Raw genomic sequence first — 15,692 nt, forward strand, 5'->3', positions numbered from 1 at the left:
GGGGACGCAATGGCAGGGCGTAAATCTGACGATGGCGGGCAACGGCCCCTCGGCACTCCGCTCGTCGGCAGGACGGGAGGCTCCAGGACACGCGCGCCCGAAACGCTGAGCGCCTATCGCGCCCGGATCGACGCGCGGCTCGCCGAGCTTCTGCCGCGCGGCCTTCCCGGCCATGCCGCGCTCGGCGAGGCCTTTGCCGACAGCCTTCTCGCGCCGGGCAAGCGCCTGCGCCCGCTGATGACGGTGATCGCGGCCGAGGATCTCGGCGGGCGGACGGAGCCTGCGATCGACGCGGGCTGCGCGGTCGAGATGGTGCATGCGGCCTCCCTCGTCCTCGACGACCTCCCCTGCATGGACGATGCGGCGCTGCGTCGCGGGCGCCCGGCCATCCATGTCAGCCATGGCGAGGACCTCGCCGTCCTCGTCGCCGTGGCCGGTCTCTCCTCCGCCTATGGAACGCTGGCCGGGATCGAGGGCCTTGGCCCCGAGGCGCGTGCCGAATCCGTCGCGATCCTGTCGCGCGCCGTCGGCGTCTGCGGGCTCGTCGGCGGGCAGTTCGAGGATCTGAGGCGCGGACGCACCGAGCGCGGCGTCGCCGAGATCGCGGCCGCCAACGGGCTGAAGACCGGCGTGCTCTTCTCCGCCTCCGTCGAGATCGGCGCGGTCACGGCCGGCGCGTCCGAAGCGGTGCGCGCTCGGCTCCGACACTTCGCGCGCGAGCTCGGCCATGCCTTTCAGCTGCTCGACGACCTTCTCGACGGCGCTTCCGATCCCCATCTCATCGGCAAGGACGTCGGCAAGGACATCGGCAAGTCGACCATCGTCCAGCGCATCGGCGCCCCCTCCGCGCGGCGCCGGATGGAGCGTCACGTGGAAGCGGCAAACGCCGAATTGACGAGCCTATTTGGACCCGACAGCCGGCTGCATCGTCTGGTCGCGGCCATTTTCGACGCCGAACCGGTTATGAGAGCGGCGGCGGACGAGGCGGACGACCGGGTCGGCCAGGAGATCGGCGCCCGCTGAGGGTCCTCCTCCCGGCCGCATGCCGCGACGGGCGTCGGACCATGAACGTGCACGAGGAATTCGACCGATGAGCCTATCGAGCTGGCCCGTCCTCATAGCGGTGACGCTTCTGACCGTCGCGGGCATGGAGGTCTTCGCCTGGTGGGCGCATCGCTTCATCATGCACGAATGGGGCTGGGGCTGGCACCGCTCCCACCACGAGGAGCGCGAGGGCCTGTTCGAGAAGAACGACCTCTACGCCGTCGTCTTCGCCGGCTTCTCGATCCTGCTCTTCTTGCTCGGCCATGTCTTCGCGATCCCGCTGATCACGGCGTTCGCGACCGGCATCACGATCTACGGCTTCCTCTATTTCGTCGTGCATGACGGGCTCGTCCACCAGCGCTGGCCGTTCCGCCACATTCCCCATCGCGGCTATGCCAAGCGCCTCGTCCAGGCCCACCGCCTCCACCACGCGGTCCAGGGCCGCGAGCACGGCGTCTCCTTCGGCTTCCTCTACGCCCCGCCGATCGAGAAGCTCCAGCGCGAGCTGAAGGCCTCGGGCGTCATCGCCCGCGAGCGCGATCTGGCGCGCGGGCGGGAGGCCGCCCGGGCTGGACAGTGATCTGCACTCATGGTTCGCTGCCGCAGATCGGTCGGGGGTCTATGAAGGCGGATGCGGATCGGCTTCGATGAAAGCAAGCGTGTATCGAACCTCATCAAGCATGGAGGGCTCGACTTCAAAGATATCGATCGATCGTTTTTCGACAGCGGAAAGATTGCCATCGCGAAATCCGGGCGACTTATGGCAATCGGCCCCTTTCGAGGGCGTTTGATCTCCATCGTGTTCACGAGACTTGGAACGGAAAGCCTCTCGATCGTGTCGATGAGACCAGCCAGTCGGAAGGAAAGAAGATTCTATGAAGACACTGTTACCTGACATCACGGACGAACGGGAGGCGCAAATCCAGCGCATGATCGCGTCCGATCCGGATAACCCGGAAGCGACGGACGAAGAGCTGGCATCCATGCGCCCGTTCAAGGAGGTCTTCCCGGATCTCTACGCCTCGATGCAGCGCGAATTTATCGTCGAGGAGATGTCTCCCATGCGCGAGGTGTCGATCGAGTTGGAAGAGACAGTAATCGAGAAGTATAAGGCGACCGGTGTGGATTGGCAGATGCTGGTCAATGACGTGCTGAAACGAGCTAAGATCTAAACTTGCGATCCAGGGACTGCTCGCTGTCCGACACCTCGAACGCAACTCAGAACGTCGTCACATCGTGGCGCCAAAGCTTGGCATCCCGACCCACGGCCGTGCCGCGCCGCGGCCCGAACGCCACGACCGCTCCCTTCGCCACATGGCCGAGCTTGTCCGCCTTCGAGGTCGAGACCCGTCCGTCCCAGGCCTTCGGCCCCGCCGCGACCACCCGCAGCCCGATCTCGCGATAAACGCCGAGCGCGGTCGCGACGGCCCAGGCCGAGCGGCGCGGAAGCGCGTCGATGCCGATGCGGGCGGAGGCGTAGTAGGGCTCGGCCGCCGCGACGAGGCGCCCGGCCAGCCGCGCCACCCGCTCGCGGTTCTCCGGCGCCCCCACGGCTCCGCGCTCGATCCCCTCCTCCGCCAACCAGTCCGCCGGCAGGTACAGGCGCCCGACCTCCGCATCCGGCACGATGTCCCGCGCGATATTGGTCAGCTGGAAGGCGAGGCCGAGATCGGCCGCGCGCACCAGAACCGCCGGATCGCGCGCGCCCATGACCCGCGCCATCAGCACGCCGACGACGCCCGCGACGTGATGGCAGTAGTCGAGCACCTCCTCGAAACTCCCGTAGACCCGCCCTTCCGCGTCCATGCGGAACCCGTCCAGATGCTCCAGCGCGAGCGCCAGCGGCAGGTCGTGGCTTCGCGCCACACGCTGCAGCGCCTGGAAGGCCGGCTCCGCCATCGGCTCGCCCGCGAAGGCGCGGCGGGTGCGATCCTCCAATAGGGCGATCCGGTCGAGCGGCGTCGTAGCGCTCGCCGATCCCGCCGCATGGCCGTGGTCCTGGTCGTCGACGACGTCGTCGCAATGCCGGCACCAGGCGTAGAGCATGACCGCGCCCTCGCGCGTCCGGGCGTCGAAGAGGCGCGCGGCGGCGGCGAAGCTCTTGGAGCCCCTGGCGATCGTCGCCTCCGCGGTGGCGCCGAGATCGCGCCCGGCGGCGATCGTCTCAGACATGGGCGGCATCGGCGATCATCAGGCCGGCGGTGGCCTTGGCCGAGCCGACGACGCCCGGCACGCCCGCGCCCGGATGCGTGCCCGCACCGACGAAATAGAGGTTCGGGATCACGTCGTCGCGGTTGTGCGGGCGGAACCAGGCGCTCTGCGTCAGCACGGGATCGAGGGAGAAGGCGGAGCCGACATGGGCGTTCAGCTCGTCGCGGAAATCGATCGGCGTGAAGATGCGGCTCGTCACGAGATCGGCCTTCAAGCCCGGAATGTAACGCTCCTCCAGATAGTCGAGGATGCGGTCGCGATACTTCGGCCCCTCGCTCTCCCAGTCGATGCCGGCCTTGCCGAGATGAGGCACGGGGGCGAGCACGTAGAAGCTTCCCGCCCCCTCCGGCGCGAGCGAGGGATCGGTGACGCAGGGATTGTGGAGATAGAGCGAGAAGTCGTGCGGCAGCGTCGCGCCGTTGAAGATCTCGGCGATGAGGTCGCGATAGCGCGAGCCGAAGCAGACGGTGTGATGGGCGATGTCCGGGCGATGCGTCTTCAGGCCGAAATAGATGACGAAGAGCGACATGGAGAACTTGCGCTTCTTCAGCCGCTTGGCCGCCGCGGCGCCCCGCTTCGTGCCGCGCAGGAGATGATCGTAGGTGTGGACAACGTCGCCGTTGGAGGCGACGAGATCGGCCGCGAACCGCCGTCCGTCGCGCAGCACCACGCCGGTCGCCCGGTCGCCCTCCATCTCGATCCGGTCGGCCTCGGCATCGAGCTCGATCGTGCCGCCGAGATCGGTGAAGAGCTTCGCCATCCCAGCGACCAGCGCGCCCGTGCCCCCGCGCGGAAACCACACGCCCCATTGCCGCTCCAGCGCATGGATCAGCGCGTAGATCGAGGAGGTCGCGAAGGGATTGCCGCCGACGAGCAGCGAGTGGAACGAGAACGCCTGCCGCAGATGCTCGTCCTCGATGAAGCCGGCGACCTTGGAATAGACGCTGCGCCAGGCTTCGAGCTTGGCCAGCGCCGGCCCCGCCTTCACCATGTCGCGAAAGTGCAGGAAGGGCACGGCGCCGAGCTTCAGGTAGCCCTCCTCGAAGACGGCCTTCGAATAGGCGAGGAAGCGCCGGTAGCCCTCGACGTCGCGGGGGTTGCGCGCCGCGATCTGCCGGTCGAGCCCGTCCTGATCGTTGACGTAGTCGAACGTGTCGCCATCCTCCCAGGCCAGCCGGTAGAAGGGGCTGACGGGCAGGAGCTCGACATAGTCGGACATGCGCCGGCCGGCGCTCGTCCAGAGCTCTTCCAGTGCGGACGGATCGGTGATGACGGTCGGCCCGGCGTCGAAGGTGAAGCCCTTGTCCTCGTAGACATAGGCCCGGCCGCCAGGCTTGTCGCGCCTCTCGAGGACCACCGTCCCGATGCCGGCGGACTGGAGGCGGATCGCCAGCGCGAGCCCGCCGAAGCCCGCGCCGATCACGACGGCGCGTCTGGGTCGGCTCGTTTGTGTCGGTCTGTCCAGCATCAGGCGGCGTCCTCGGGGGAGAGGCTTCGGGGAAAGGCGAGCGCGCGCAGCGCCCGGCCGACGGGAACGGGCGGCTTGCCCGCAAGAATGCGCGCCTTGTCGCCGAGCGAGAGCCGCGCGGCGTAGAAGCGCGCGATCAGATCCTCGGGCAGGCGGTGGAAATGCTGGAGGATCTCGTAGCGCCGCTCGGAGGCGCCGGCGAGAAAGAGCATGCGGTTGAGCAGGCGGAAGAACCGCCGCTCGCGCCAGAGCCGGATCGAGTGATCGCGCGTCGCCGCGAAGAGCGCGGGCGCGGAAAGATCGGGCAGCCCCGCCACGAGATCGGCGAGCCGCACGGCATCGGGCAGCGAGTAGCCCGTCGTCGGGTGGAAGAGCGCGGCGGAGAGGCCGGAGGCCGCGACCCCTGCCCGGTCCGCCCAGAAGCCCTCGATGTCGCCACCGAGCGCGATGGGCAGAATGCCCTCCTCCTCGCGCAGGACCTCCGCCGCCGCCCAGCCCCGCTCCGCGACATAGGCCGCGATGCGAAGCGCCAGATCCGCGCCGTCGAGACCCGGACCATCGGCGTAATAGGTGTCCTCGACGAGAAGGCGGCGCTCGTCGAAGGGCAGCGTGTAGACGAAGCGGTAGCCGTCGTCCTGCGCGACCGTCGCGTCCATGACGACGGGGGCACTCAAGCCGTGCGCAGCGCTCAGGCGAAGCTCGCGGCCGAGAAACTTCTGGTAGCCGATGGAAAGGCGCGCGCTCGGCCGCGGCCCGCGCCCGTCGATCACGGCGGCGGCCGCGATCTGCGTTCCATCCGATAGCGTCACGCCGTCCGGCCGCAGTTCGGCGACCCGCATCCCGCAGCGAACGAGCCCCGGCCGCCCCGCCTGCAGCACCTCGGCGAAGCGCTCCGACGTGACGGAGGCATAGCCCGTCCCGAGCCGTCGCAGGCGCCGGGGAAACCGCACGTCGTAGGCCGGCCAGCGATGCACGACGAAGGGCGCGAGCCACGCGGCTTCCGCCTCCGACAGATCGCCTGCGTGAAAGCTCCAGGTGTGGTTGCCGCCGGGCGCCGCCTCGGCCTCCAGAACGAGCACGCCGATGTCCGGCCGCAGCACGGCCAGCCGATGCGCGATCAGCCCGTTGGCAAGCCCGCCGCCGACGAGGACGAGGTCGAACCGCTCAGGCAAGTTCGGTCGCCCGCCAGCTGGCGGCCTCTGCCGGTAGAACGCCCTCGATCAGATCCGCCGCCAAATCCGCTCCGCCCGATGCCGCGATCTCCCGGCCAATGGCGGCCGCGCGGTTGCGAAAGGCAGATGAGGCGAGAAGCGCGTCGAGGGAAGAGGCGATGCGCCGGGGAGACAAGAGGACGCGGGAGGAGCGTAGGCCCACCCCGTGATGCACGATGCGCGCGGCGACGCCCGGCTGGTCGAAGGCGATGGGCAGGCAGAGCATCGGCACGCCCGCTGCCAGGGCGTCCATCACCGTGTTCATGCCGCCATGCGTGATGCAGACGGAGGCGCGCGCGAGAACCGCTGCCTGTGGCAGGTCGGCGAAGACGTGATCGGCGTCGAGGCTCGCGGCCTCCTCGTCCGACAGGCCGCCGCAATGGGAAACGACGAGCGAGGCGCCGACCGAGCGGCACCCTTCCGCCATCGCGCGGAACAGGCCGAGCCGGTGCCCCTGCAGCGTTCCGAGCGAGGCAAAGACGAGGGGGCGCCCGGGATCGGGCGTGAAGGGCAGCGGCGCCGCGCTCGCGGCGGGCGCCTCCCGGATCGGCCCGACCGCATGGAAGATCGGCGAGGGCGGGCGTGGAAAGTCGAAGCCGGCCACCGTCTGCGAGAGGCGAAGGGTCGGCGAGAGACAGTCCGTCAGCGTCGAACGGGACCGCAGTCCGAACCGCTCTGCCCAGGCCTCGATCGTGCGGCGCTGTTCGGTCAGAAGGATCTTCGCGATCCGCGCGCCGCCGCGATTGCGCTTCAGCCCCTTGCGGCTGGGATCGTAGGGCCAGCCGAGATAGGGCGGCGGCATGCCGGGCACGGTCTCGACCGGCAGCGCCGCCGCGACGGAGACGAAGGGCAGGCCGAGGCTCGCCGCGACCAGCCCCGCCGCCGGCTCCATCTCGTCGCCGACGAGGACGTCCGGCCGGACCTCGCGCAACAGTCCCGGCGCGTCGCGGCAGAGCGCCTCGGTAAGGGCGGCCGTGTCGGAGACGGTGCGCAGGATGCCGAGCGGCCCCGTCGGCCGCGCCGCGCGGCGCAGCAGGCCCGCCGGATCGAGCCCCTCGACGGCGCCGACCGAGAGAACCCGCCGCCCCGGCCGCACGAAGCGCTCCGCGCCCGCGTTCAGGACGAAGACCGACTCGTGGCCGCGCGCCTCCAGCCGTCCGGCGAGGGCTTCGAAGACCCGGATGTGGCTCGGGAACGGCGGACAGACGAGGGCGAAACGGGCCATTGCGAGTGTACTTAGGGCATTCGCCGCCCGGCGGCGACGGGGCCGGATGCCACGCGGCAACCAAAGCGGGCCTTCGACGTTCGAACCGGCGACATGACCGACTTGCTCGCGCCCCGCCCCGCCGACCGCACCAGCCCTTTTCCGATGCGGCCGGGCAGGCGCTGCCTTGCCGGCCTCGCCATCGTCGCCGCCATGGCCGCCATTCTCTTCGCCATGGGCCGCGACCTCACCTGCCCCTGCGGGATCGTGCGCCTCTGGCAGCCCGGCCTCGACCCCGCCGAGAACTCGCAGCAGTTCGCCGACTGGTACTCGCTCCTCCACATCGTCTTCGGCATGGGCCTTGCGCTCTTCGTCGCCAAGATGCGCCCGCGCTGGTCGCTCGGCGCCCTCCTCCTCAGCGCCCTCGTCGGCCACTCCATCTGGGAGATCGCCGAGAACACCCCCTGGATCATCGGCCTCTTCTCCGGCGGCGTGAACGCCCCGCACTACGAAGGCGACAGCATCCTCAACTCCCTCGGCGACACGGTCTTCGCGCTCGCCGGCGCGCTCTTCGCGCGGCGGATGCCCTTATGGGCGAGCCTCGCCGTGGTGCTGGCCGTCGAGATCGCGGTGACGGTCGCGATCGGCGACGGGTTCGTGATCGGAACGCTGCGGTTGCTGGGAGTGGATGTCTGACAGGGCTCGATCGACCGGCACCCGCAGGAGACGATTGCGCCCGATGCGCCGCTCCATTTCGAAGACGGCCGTCACGCCCATAGGCGACGACCCGAATGCCTGATCAGCCCGCGGCCTGTTGCACCGGGTAGAGCGAAGACATGGCGCGGGTCTCGACGCTAGGACGGTCGTTATCGGCGGCGGCGGCTTGGACGACGCCGCCCCCTTGCCGCTTGGCCTCGTAGGATGCGGCGTCGGCGCTTTGCAGAAGGACATCCAGCGTCGTGGCATCGTGCGTCGCAACGCAGTATCCGAGGCTCAAGCCGACCGTCACGTCGAAGCCGCCCACCCTGCAGGGCTCGGTGAGACGAGAATGGATCGTCTCGGCCAAGATGCGCGCCTCGCCATCGTCGCGAAGACCGGCTTGCACGAATACGAACTCGTCGCCGCCGAAGCGGGCCGCGATGTCGCGGCCCTTGCACAAGGCCTGGACGCGGGACGCCAAGATGCACAGGAGTTCGTCGCCCGCTGCATGCCCGAGTCGGTCGTTGATCAGCTTGAATCCGTCGAGATCGAAGGCATGGACCGCGATCCGCCGCCGCTCCAAGCTTGGAAGACTCTCGAAGAATTCTCGCAGCGAGAGCCGATTGTGAAGTTTGGTCAAGGCATCGCGGCGCGCGAGATTGGCCATCTGAAACTGCATGCTGATCCGATCGTGAGCGAACCGGTAGGCATGCGCGATGCTGGTCATGGACCCGAAGAAGAAGATCAGGAACACGCACGCGATCACATGAAGCGCCCCGATGTCGGACAGCGCGCACATGACGATGCCGGGCAGCGCCGCGATCGTCACGGCCATGGCCGCAATGCGGGGGCGGGTCGAGAGACGGCCGACGATACCCGAGCAGTATCCGAAGATCAGGCCCGTCGCGAGCAGTTTGACGGTGAGATCCGGCTCGTGAAAAAACACGCCGGCGGACGCGCCGACCGACAGGGCCACGCAAAACGTCGTCAGGCTATGCGCCATCTCGAACCGGCGGGCCTCCGAAAGCGATAGGGGCCCTTGAGCGATGCGCGATCGGTGAAACCCGACGACGCCGAGCTTTGCGATGGAGGCCACGCCACCGTAGGCGACGGCGGCCAAGCCTGCCGGCATCGACGTATCGACCCAGACATACGTTCCGATGACCATGATCGTCAGGGCCATAATGGCGTTCGGAAAAGCGCCATTGGCCAGATCGGCGACTAATGCCTGGTAGACGTCATCGGTCTCACGCACAAAATACATTGTCGAAGGCCTTCCAGCGTTGGACAAACATACGAAGGGCCGAGACGCTTCGGATGGACCGATAGCGCGGATGATCGCCGAAGAAACTTAAATATCTGCCGTAGGGGCATGGCTGGTCGTGCCCTCGGCCTTCACGCCCCCGTCCCCGCCGTGCCGCCCGTCTCAAGCGCGTCTCCTCCAGCTTCGGGGCCGCGATCGACGGGACACCGCCCTGCACCGCTCGATGGGAGGCCGATACCGCATCCTCTCCTCCATCGGGGCGAAGCCACGCCCGGCGGTTGACGCAACCTCCGGCTCGGACAAATGGATGGCAAAGCATCCCTAGGAGGACCGATGACGATCCATCAGACTGCGGGAGGCGGCTCTGCGGCCGACCTCTTCCCGACGCATGTGCTCGGCCGTCCCGAGGTGCGCGACCTGCCGCCGGCGCCCAAGGATACGCGGCGGATCATCGGCCCCGGCATCGTCGCGGCCGGCGTCGGCCTCGCCTCCGGCGAGTTCGTTCTCTACCCCTACATCGCGAGCCAGGTCGGCCTCGTCTTCGTCTGGGCCGCGCTCGTCGGCGTCATGACGCAGTTCTTCCTCAACATGGAAATCGAGCGCTACACGCTAGCGACCGGCGAAACCGCGCTGACGGGTTTCAGCCGGTTCTGGCGCCATTGGGGCCTCGTCTTCGCCCTCATGACCTATTTCGCCAATCTCTGGCCGGGCTGGGTCACGAGTTCGGCGACCATGCTGACCTTCCTCTTCGGCGGCGAGGCGAGCTGGATCGCCATCGCCATGCTGATCGCCATCGGCCTCATCCTGACCCTCGCACCCACCGTCTACGTCGTGCTGGAGCGCATGCAGATGGTGAAGGTCGCGGCGGTCGGCCTCCTGATCGTCGTCTCCGGGATCTTCGTCATTACAGCGGATGCCTGGGCCAGCCTGCCGGAGATCGTCACCCGGGCCTCGATCCCGGCGCAGGAGCTCGGCTTCGCCCTGCTCCTCGGAGCGCTGGCCTTCGCGGGCGCGGGCGGCGGGCAGAATCTCTGCCAGTCGAACTGGATTCGCGACAAGGGCTTCGGCATGGGCCAGTACGTGCCGAAGATCACGAGCCCGATCACCGGCGAGCCGGAAGCCGCGCCGTCGACGGGCTTCGTCTTCGAACCGACGCCGGAGAACATGGCCCGCTGGGACCGCTGGTGGCGTTTCGCCAATCTCGAGCAGTTGCTGACCTTCGTGCTGATCACCTTCATCACGATCATCTTCACCTCGCTCCTCGCCTATGCGACCGTCTACGGCGAGGAAGGCCTCGCCAATTCGATCGCCTTCGTGCAGCGCGAAGGGCAGGTTCTGGCCGAGCGCGTCGGCGGCTGGTTCGGCGCGCTGTTCTGGCTGATCGGCGCCTTCTCGCTCTTTGCGGCGGGCACCGGCATCGTGGACTATACGAGCCGCGTGGCGGCAGACGTTCTGCGCACGTCCTATCTGAAGGACAGCAACGAGAGCCGGCTCTACTTCATGCTCGTCTGGGGTCTCGTCGTGGTCGGCGTGATCGTTCTTCTCGTCGGCCTCACCCAGCCGCTCGTGCTCCTCGTCATCTCGGCCTGCGTCGGCGGGCTGATGATGTTCATCTACTCGCTGCTGCTCATCCGCCTGAACCGCAAGGTGCTGGTGCCCGAAATCCGGCCCGGCGCCGTGCGGGTGGCCATGCTCGTCTGGTCCTTTCTCCTCTTCGGAGGCCTGTCGATCCTGACGATCGTCCAGCAATTGCCGAAGCTTTGGAGCGCGGGCTGAGCAAGAGCCGAGTTCGGCTTACGAGAATGGCAGGCGCCCGCCATGGGCGCCTGCCATAAGGCAGCGGTCGAAGTTCGAAGAACCAGCCTGCTTCGGGGAAAGCCTGCGCTTACAAGGTCGTCGAACGCCGCGCCGCCCGCCGCAGCCTCGCCTCGTCCAGCTTCGGCGCCGCGATCGACTGGACGGAGCGCCAGCCCGTGCCCGTGATCGTCACGACCCGGTTGCCGCGAAAGTCCGTCTCGGCCGTCACCAGCCCGCGATCGGCCATGTAGCCGATGAGGAAGCGGCCCCGCGAGGGCGAGTGGCTGCCATAGGCACGGGCGAGCGCCGCGTCGTCCGGCAGGGGTTCGCCGGCCCGGGCGGCTCTGGCGAGCATGAGATAGACGCCCTGCATCTCCTCGGGCAGCGCGTCCGCGCGCTCGATCACGACCTGCCATTCGGGATCGTCCGCCGCGTCCGAGACGCCGGCCCTTGCCAGCGACAGGCGGCGGCGGAAGGCGGGCATGTCGGTTTCCGCGCCGCGCAGGCGCTTCAGGCGGCAGTGGACGAGGAAGTCCTGGTAGAGAACGGGCACCGGCCGGTAGGCGGCTTCGGGGTCGGAGAGCATGTCCTGGAAGATCGCCTCGACCAGCACCTCGCGGTCCTCGGGCGAGCGCACGTCCTCGTCCTCCGGCGCCTCGGCCTTCGCGGCGGAAACGCGCTCCAGGAGATCGCGCATCGGCACGCGCTCCCGCGAGCGCACGACCGGCATCTCCTCTTCGCCGCCGGCGGGCGCGGAGAAGATGAGATCCTGCATCTGGTCGCGGGTCATCTCGGGCAGCGCCATCAGCGAGGGCCGCCCCGTGCGGCCGCGCGTCTCGACCGAGCCGATGCGGATCGGCACCGGGCGGCGCGAGAGCGCGGGGCCGAGCGCCACGAAATGGCCGGGCTCAAGATCGCGGAACCGCTCGGCCTGCCGGCGTTCCAGGCCGAGGAGATCGGCCGCGCGCGCCATGTCGATGTCGAGGAAGGTGCGGCCCATCAGGAAGTTCGAGGCCTCGGCCGCGACGTTCTTGGCAAGCTTGGCCAGCCGCTGCGTCGCCACGATCCCGGCGAGCCCGCGCTTTCGCCCGCGGCACATGAGGTTCGTCATCGCCGCCAGCGAGACCTTGCGCGCCTCGTCGGAGACCTCGCCGGCGATGGCGGGCGCGAAGATCTGCGCCTCGTCCACGGCGATCAGCATGGGAAACCAGACGCTGTGATCGGCCTCGAAGAGCCCGTTCAGGAAGGCGGCGGCGCATTGCATCTGCACCTCCGTGTCGAGGCCCTCGAGGTTGAGGACGACGGAGGCGCGGTGCTGGCGGATGCGCGCGGCGATGCGCTGAAGCTCGGCCGGCGTGCGGTCGGCATCGACCACGACATGGCCGAAGCGCTCGGCGAAGGAGACGAAGTCGCCCTCGGGATCGATGATCGCCTGCTGCACCCATTCCGCGCTCTGCTCGAGCAGGCGGCGCAGGAGATGCGACTTGCCGGAGCCGGAATTGCCCTGGACGAGAAGGCGCGTCGAAAGCAGCTCCTCCAGATCCATCTCCGCCGGCTCGCCGGTGGCGGTCGTGCCGAGATCGACGGCGACTTTCATCGGGAAACCTCCTGAAGGGACGGGCGAGCCCGAGGAGATAACACCCGGCGCGGTCGAGGAGTCGGGTGCTCCGCCGGATTCCCACAGCTTATCCCGGAAATCCCGTCCCGCCCGTCACTTCGGCTCCGGCACCATGCGCACTGGGCCTGCGGCCGGCGCGGGCAGGCCGGTGGTCTTGGCGTCGCCCAGATGGGCGTCGAGGAAGCGCAGCGCGTCGGCGACGGAGACGCGCCAGAGGTCCCAGGTGTGGTCGCCGTCGGTCATGCGGAACTCGATCGGCCGCTCGTCCGCGCGCATCGTCTCGAAGAGCGCGATGCCGCCGCGCCAGAGAAGATGGCTGTCGTCGTCGCCGACCGTCACGAAAGTCGGCGGAAGCGCGATGTCGCCTGCGATGGCGCGCGCGATCAGCGTGAAGACATTGGCGGCATTGAAGCGCAGCGGCTGGAAGGGCGTGCCGAAGGCGCCGCCGAAATGCTGGCCCTCCGGCGGCTGGTCGATGCCGATCTCGACCGTATCGGCGTCGAGCCGGTGGAAGTAGCGGCTGTCGCGGATCAGCCCGAGCGCCTCGGCGGAGAGGCCGAACTCCTCCGGCGGCACGTTCTGCCAGATCGCGGGCGACAGGGCGGCCACGGCGCCGAAGCGCTCGGGCGCCCTGAAGGCGAGCCGCAGCGCGCCCGCACCGCCCATGGACAGGCCGGCGATCGCCCGGTGGGCGGCGTCGCGGCCGACCGGAAAGCTGGCCTCGACAGCGGCCGGCAGGTCGCGCAGCAGCGCCGTCTCGTAGTCTCCGGGTCCGCCGACGGCAGCGCTGTCCACGTACCAGGAATTGGAGCCGTAGGGCATGACGACGAGGACGGGCCGGATCTCGCCGGCTGCGATCAGCCGGTCGAGCGTCGCCCCGACATCGCCCTCCTCCTCCCAGTCCCGCGCGGTGCCGTCGAGCCCGTGGAGGAGGTAGAGAACGGGCCAGCCGTCGGCGGGCGCCGTACCCTGCGGCACGTAGACGCGCGCGGTCTGCGAGCTGCCGAGCGCCGGCGAGGAGAAGTCGAAATCGGCAAAGGTTCCCGCCGCCGCCGCCGGGCAGGCTGCGGCGAGAAGGCCCACGAGCGCGAGGCCGAGACGCGACACGTCCATCCGCGCCGGCTCTACTTGCCGGAGAGCCAGGTGTCGTAGTCGGAGACGAGGAGATGCAGCGGCGCCTCGTCCTCCTCGATCGTGGAGAAACGGCCGATCGGCTGGCGGAAGATGTTGTCGGTCACGTCGTCGTTGACGGTCGAGACCTCGCCGATCAGCACGTCGGCGCCCTCGCCCCAGAAGGCGTGCCAATGGTGCGGCATGAGCGTGACGCTCTCGCCGGGCAGGAGGCGCAGCTTGTCGCCGGCCTTCAGCCTGCGGGCGAGGCCGTCCGTATAGACCTCCACGTCGGCCGTCTCGTCGACGCCGCCGTCGGGCGCGCGGGTGTAGAGCTCCAGCGTCAGCGTGCCGCCGCCTCGGTTGATGATGTCCTCGGCCTTGATGTCGTGCCGGTGCATCGGGGAGATCTGGTCCTGCCGGGAGATCATGATCTTCTCGGCGTAGAGCATGCCGCGCCCGGAGGCGAGATCGGCATTGTCGCCGTTGCGCACGGTGAAGAGGAAGAGCCCGAGCGCGTCGAACTTGCCCTGCCCGTAATCGGTCACGTCCCAGCCCATGCGGCGCTCGATAATCGTCTTCATCTCGGGCAGCCGGTCCTGCATCTCCTTCGGCGAGAGATAGGCGAAGGGCGGCATGACATAGCCGAAGGAGCGGATGAAGGCGTCGCCCTCGCGCAGGATCTCGTTGACGCGGCTGCGTTTCATGGAACTCTCCCTGGGGCCGGGCCATCCGTCACGAGGATGGTGCGGCAGTCGTTGACATTGGTGAAGGTCGGGCCGGGCACGAAGAGATCGCCGATCGCCTCGAAGAAGCCCGTGGAATCGTTGCGCGCGAGGAACGCGGCGGGGTCGAGCCCGGCGGCGGAGGCGCGCTCGAGCGTATCCGCGAGCGCGAAGGCGCCGGCGGGATCGCTGGCAAGGCCCGTGCCGCCGTCGGTGCCGTCCGTGTCGGCGCTGAGCGCGGCGATGCCGGCGGCGCCGCCGAGCTCCAGAGCCAGCGCCAGGGCATATTCCTGGTTCGGCCCGCCCCGGCCCTCGCCCCGGATCGTGACGGTGAGTTCGCCCCCCGAAAGGATCGCGACGCGGCGCCCGGCGGCCCGCGCCTCGAGGGCGAGCGCCGCATGGCGCGCGGCGACGTCCCGCGCCTCGCCCTCGAGGTCGGAGCCGAGGAGAACCGGCTCGTAGCCGAGCGCCCGCGCCTTGTCGGCGGCGGCATCGAGGGCTGCGGCCGGCGTCGAGACGATGCGGTAGGTGGAGCCGTCGAAGGCGGGATCGCCGGGCTTGGGCGTCTCGCTGGCGGGGTCGTCCAGAACGGCGCGGCAGGCGGCGGGCAGGTCGAGGGCGTAGCGCGCGACGATGGCGCGCGCCTCCTCCAGCGTGGAGGCGTCCGGCACGGTCGGGCCGGAGGCGATGACGGACGGGTCGTCGCCGGGAACGTCGGAAATGGCGAGCGTCGCGAGCCGCGCCGGCCGGCAGGCGGCGGCGAGGCGCCCGCCCTTGATGGCGGAGAGATGCTTGCGCAGCGTGTTGATCTCGGCAATTCCGGCGCCCGAGCGCAGGAGCGCCTTCGTCACCGCCTGCTTGTCCGCCAGCGTGATCGCGCCGCGCGGAAGAAGCCAGTTGGCCGAGCCCCCGCCCGAGATGAGAGCCAGCACGAGATCGTCCGCGCCGGCGCCCTCGGCCAGCGCCATGACGCGACGCGTGGCGTCGAGGCCGGCGGCGTTCGGCAGGGGATGGCCGGCCTCGACCACCTCGATCGACCCGGCCGGGCAGCCATAGCCGTCCCGCGCGACCGCGATGCCGAGGAGCCGATCGGCCCCGAGCCCATGCGCCTGCCGATAATGCGCCTCGGCGGCCGCGGCCATGCTCGCGCCCGCCTTGCCGCAGGCGAGGATGATCAGGCGGCCGGAAGGCGGCTCGGGAAGATGCTGCGCCAGGATATGGGCGGGATGCGCGGCCGCGACGGCGGCGTCGAAGATCGCCGTCAGCTCCGCCCGCATATCGGTGTCGTCCATCGTCGCCCTCCCCCGTTCCAGGCTCCGCCGCGAACAGTCTCTGACAGAA

Annotated in this window: 15 protein-coding genes; 6 read left to right on the forward strand and 9 right to left on the reverse strand. The window is 69.3% G+C overall.

Going from position 1 to position 15,692, the window contains the following annotated elements; genetic code table 11:
- Window positions 1-9: 9 nt before the first annotated feature.
- The 4 genes from ASG62_RS00740 to ASG62_RS00750 all read left to right on the forward strand — a co-directional run bounded on the left by ASG62_RS00740 (window position 10) and on the right by ASG62_RS00750 (window position 2,216).
- Window positions 10-1,023 carry a polyprenyl synthetase family protein gene (locus tag ASG62_RS00740; protein ID WP_082537201.1) on the forward strand — a complete coding sequence of 338 codons (1,014 nt, stop codon included), beginning with the start codon at window positions 10-12 and terminating at the stop codon, window positions 1,021-1,023.
- Between the two features lie 67 nt (window positions 1,024-1,090).
- Window positions 1,091-1,624, forward strand: coding sequence for a sterol desaturase family protein (locus ASG62_RS00745; RefSeq protein WP_056694695.1), 534 nt, complete (start codon window positions 1,091-1,093; stop codon window positions 1,622-1,624).
- A gap of 51 nt (window positions 1,625-1,675) precedes the next feature.
- Complete coding sequence (locus ASG62_RS25205) at window positions 1,676-1,939, forward strand: BrnT family toxin (protein ID WP_082537200.1); 264 nt, start codon at window positions 1,676-1,678, stop codon at window positions 1,937-1,939.
- Window positions 1,920-2,216 (forward strand): BrnA antitoxin family protein, encoded by a 297-nt coding sequence (locus ASG62_RS00750; RefSeq protein ID WP_056694693.1) that lies wholly within the window; start codon window positions 1,920-1,922, stop codon window positions 2,214-2,216. The genes ASG62_RS25205 and ASG62_RS00750 overlap by 20 nt, the downstream gene beginning before the upstream one ends.
- Before the next feature lie 46 nt (window positions 2,217-2,262).
- Here ASG62_RS00750 and ASG62_RS00755 read toward each other — a convergent pair whose 3' ends face one another.
- The 4 genes from ASG62_RS00755 to ASG62_RS00770 are packed head-to-tail and all read right to left on the reverse strand — an operon-like array spanning window position 2,263 to window position 7,159.
- The gene (locus tag ASG62_RS00755; RefSeq protein WP_056695011.1) at window positions 2,263-3,216 is read right to left on the reverse strand and encodes a phytoene/squalene synthase family protein; all 954 of its coding nucleotides are present in this window, start codon (window positions 3,214-3,216) and stop codon (window positions 2,263-2,265) included.
- Window positions 3,209-4,723 (reverse strand): phytoene desaturase, encoded by a 1,515-nt coding sequence (locus ASG62_RS00760; protein WP_056694691.1) that lies wholly within the window; start codon window positions 4,721-4,723, stop codon window positions 3,209-3,211. The genes ASG62_RS00755 and ASG62_RS00760 overlap by 8 nt, the downstream gene beginning before the upstream one ends.
- Complete coding sequence (gene crtY, locus ASG62_RS00765) at window positions 4,723-5,895, reverse strand: lycopene beta-cyclase CrtY (protein ID WP_056694689.1); 1,173 nt, start codon at window positions 5,893-5,895, stop codon at window positions 4,723-4,725. The genes ASG62_RS00760 and crtY overlap by 1 nt, the downstream gene beginning before the upstream one ends.
- Window positions 5,888-7,159: a glycosyltransferase gene (locus ASG62_RS00770; RefSeq protein ID WP_056694688.1), complete on the reverse strand. Its 1,272-nt coding sequence runs from the start codon at window positions 7,157-7,159 to the stop codon at window positions 5,888-5,890. Before ASG62_RS00770 ends, crtY begins: the two co-directional genes overlap by 8 nt.
- Window positions 7,160-7,252: 93 nt before the next feature.
- Here ASG62_RS00770 and ASG62_RS00775 point away from each other — a divergent pair, with 93 nt between their 5' ends.
- Window positions 7,253-7,834 (forward strand): DUF2585 family protein, encoded by a 582-nt coding sequence (locus ASG62_RS00775; protein WP_056694685.1) that lies wholly within the window; start codon window positions 7,253-7,255, stop codon window positions 7,832-7,834.
- Window positions 7,835-7,937: 103 nt separating this feature from the next.
- Here the strand turns inward: ASG62_RS00775 and ASG62_RS00780 are convergent, their stop codons facing one another.
- Window positions 7,938-9,101, reverse strand: coding sequence for a GGDEF domain-containing protein (locus ASG62_RS00780; RefSeq protein ID WP_082537199.1), 1,164 nt, complete (start codon window positions 9,099-9,101; stop codon window positions 7,938-7,940).
- Window positions 9,102-9,434: 333 nt separating this feature from the next.
- On the opposite strand from ASG62_RS00780, the gene ASG62_RS00785 reads away from it, so the two are divergent.
- A complete protein-coding gene (locus tag ASG62_RS00785; RefSeq protein WP_056694682.1) occupies window positions 9,435-10,877 on the forward strand; it encodes an Nramp family divalent metal transporter in 1,443 nt (480 codons plus the stop codon).
- Between the two features lie 109 nt (window positions 10,878-10,986).
- On the opposite strand, the gene ASG62_RS00790 is transcribed toward ASG62_RS00785, so the two are convergent.
- The 4 genes from ASG62_RS00790 to ASG62_RS00805 form a co-directional block, all read right to left on the reverse strand.
- The gene (locus tag ASG62_RS00790; protein ID WP_056694680.1) at window positions 10,987-12,495 is read right to left on the reverse strand and encodes an ATP-binding protein; all 1,509 of its coding nucleotides are present in this window, start codon (window positions 12,493-12,495) and stop codon (window positions 10,987-10,989) included.
- Window positions 12,496-12,609: 114 nt separating this feature from the next.
- A complete protein-coding gene (locus tag ASG62_RS00795; RefSeq protein ID WP_156381908.1) occupies window positions 12,610-13,629 on the reverse strand; it encodes an alpha/beta hydrolase in 1,020 nt (339 codons plus the stop codon).
- Between the two features lie 11 nt (window positions 13,630-13,640).
- A complete protein-coding gene (locus tag ASG62_RS00800; protein ID WP_056694679.1) occupies window positions 13,641-14,333 on the reverse strand; it encodes a D-lyxose/D-mannose family sugar isomerase in 693 nt (230 codons plus the stop codon).
- Window positions 14,330-15,643 (reverse strand): glycerate kinase, encoded by a 1,314-nt coding sequence (locus ASG62_RS00805; RefSeq protein ID WP_056694677.1) that lies wholly within the window; start codon window positions 15,641-15,643, stop codon window positions 14,330-14,332. Before ASG62_RS00805 ends, ASG62_RS00800 begins: the two co-directional genes overlap by 4 nt.
- Between the last annotated feature and the right edge of the window lie 49 nt (window positions 15,644-15,692).

This window comes from Aureimonas sp. Leaf427, from assembly GCF_001425485.1.
Lineage (GTDB): Bacteria > Pseudomonadota > Alphaproteobacteria > Rhizobiales > Rhizobiaceae > Plantimonas.

What these genes read in the sequence shown, in the direction of transcription:
- ASG62_RS00740 (WP_082537201.1), top strand. Translation starts at nt 10, where the DNA reads ATGGCAGGGCGTAAATCTGACGATGGCGGGCAACGGCCCCTCGGCACT.
- ASG62_RS00745 (WP_056694695.1), top strand. Translation starts at nt 1,091, where the DNA reads ATGAGCCTATCGAGCTGGCCCGTCCTCATAGCGGTGACGCTTCTGACC.
- ASG62_RS25205 (WP_082537200.1), top strand. Translation starts at nt 1,676, where the DNA reads ATGCGGATCGGCTTCGATGAAAGCAAGCGTGTATCGAACCTCATCAAG.
- ASG62_RS00750 (WP_056694693.1), top strand. Translation starts at nt 1,920, where the DNA reads ATGAAGACACTGTTACCTGACATCACGGACGAACGGGAGGCGCAAATC.
- ASG62_RS00755 (WP_056695011.1), bottom strand. Translation starts at nt 3,216, where the DNA reads ATGTCTGAGACGATCGCCGCCGGGCGCGATCTCGGCGCCACCGCGGAG.
- ASG62_RS00760 (WP_056694691.1), bottom strand. Translation starts at nt 4,723, where the DNA reads ATGCTGGACAGACCGACACAAACGAGCCGACCCAGACGCGCCGTCGTG.
- ASG62_RS00770 (WP_056694688.1), bottom strand. Translation starts at nt 7,159, where the DNA reads ATGGCCCGTTTCGCCCTCGTCTGTCCGCCGTTCCCGAGCCACATCCGG.
- ASG62_RS00775 (WP_056694685.1), top strand. Translation starts at nt 7,253, where the DNA reads ATGACCGACTTGCTCGCGCCCCGCCCCGCCGACCGCACCAGCCCTTTT.
- ASG62_RS00780 (WP_082537199.1), bottom strand. Translation starts at nt 9,101, where the DNA reads ATGTATTTTGTGCGTGAGACCGATGACGTCTACCAGGCATTAGTCGCC.
- ASG62_RS00785 (WP_056694682.1), top strand. Translation starts at nt 9,435, where the DNA reads ATGACGATCCATCAGACTGCGGGAGGCGGCTCTGCGGCCGACCTCTTC.
- ASG62_RS00790 (WP_056694680.1), bottom strand. Translation starts at nt 12,495, where the DNA reads ATGAAAGTCGCCGTCGATCTCGGCACGACCGCCACCGGCGAGCCGGCG.
- ASG62_RS00795 (WP_156381908.1), bottom strand. Translation starts at nt 13,629, where the DNA reads ATGGACGTGTCGCGTCTCGGCCTCGCGCTCGTGGGCCTTCTCGCCGCA.
- ASG62_RS00800 (WP_056694679.1), bottom strand. Translation starts at nt 14,333, where the DNA reads ATGAAACGCAGCCGCGTCAACGAGATCCTGCGCGAGGGCGACGCCTTC.
- ASG62_RS00805 (WP_056694677.1), bottom strand. Translation starts at nt 15,643, where the DNA reads ATGGACGACACCGATATGCGGGCGGAGCTGACGGCGATCTTCGACGCC.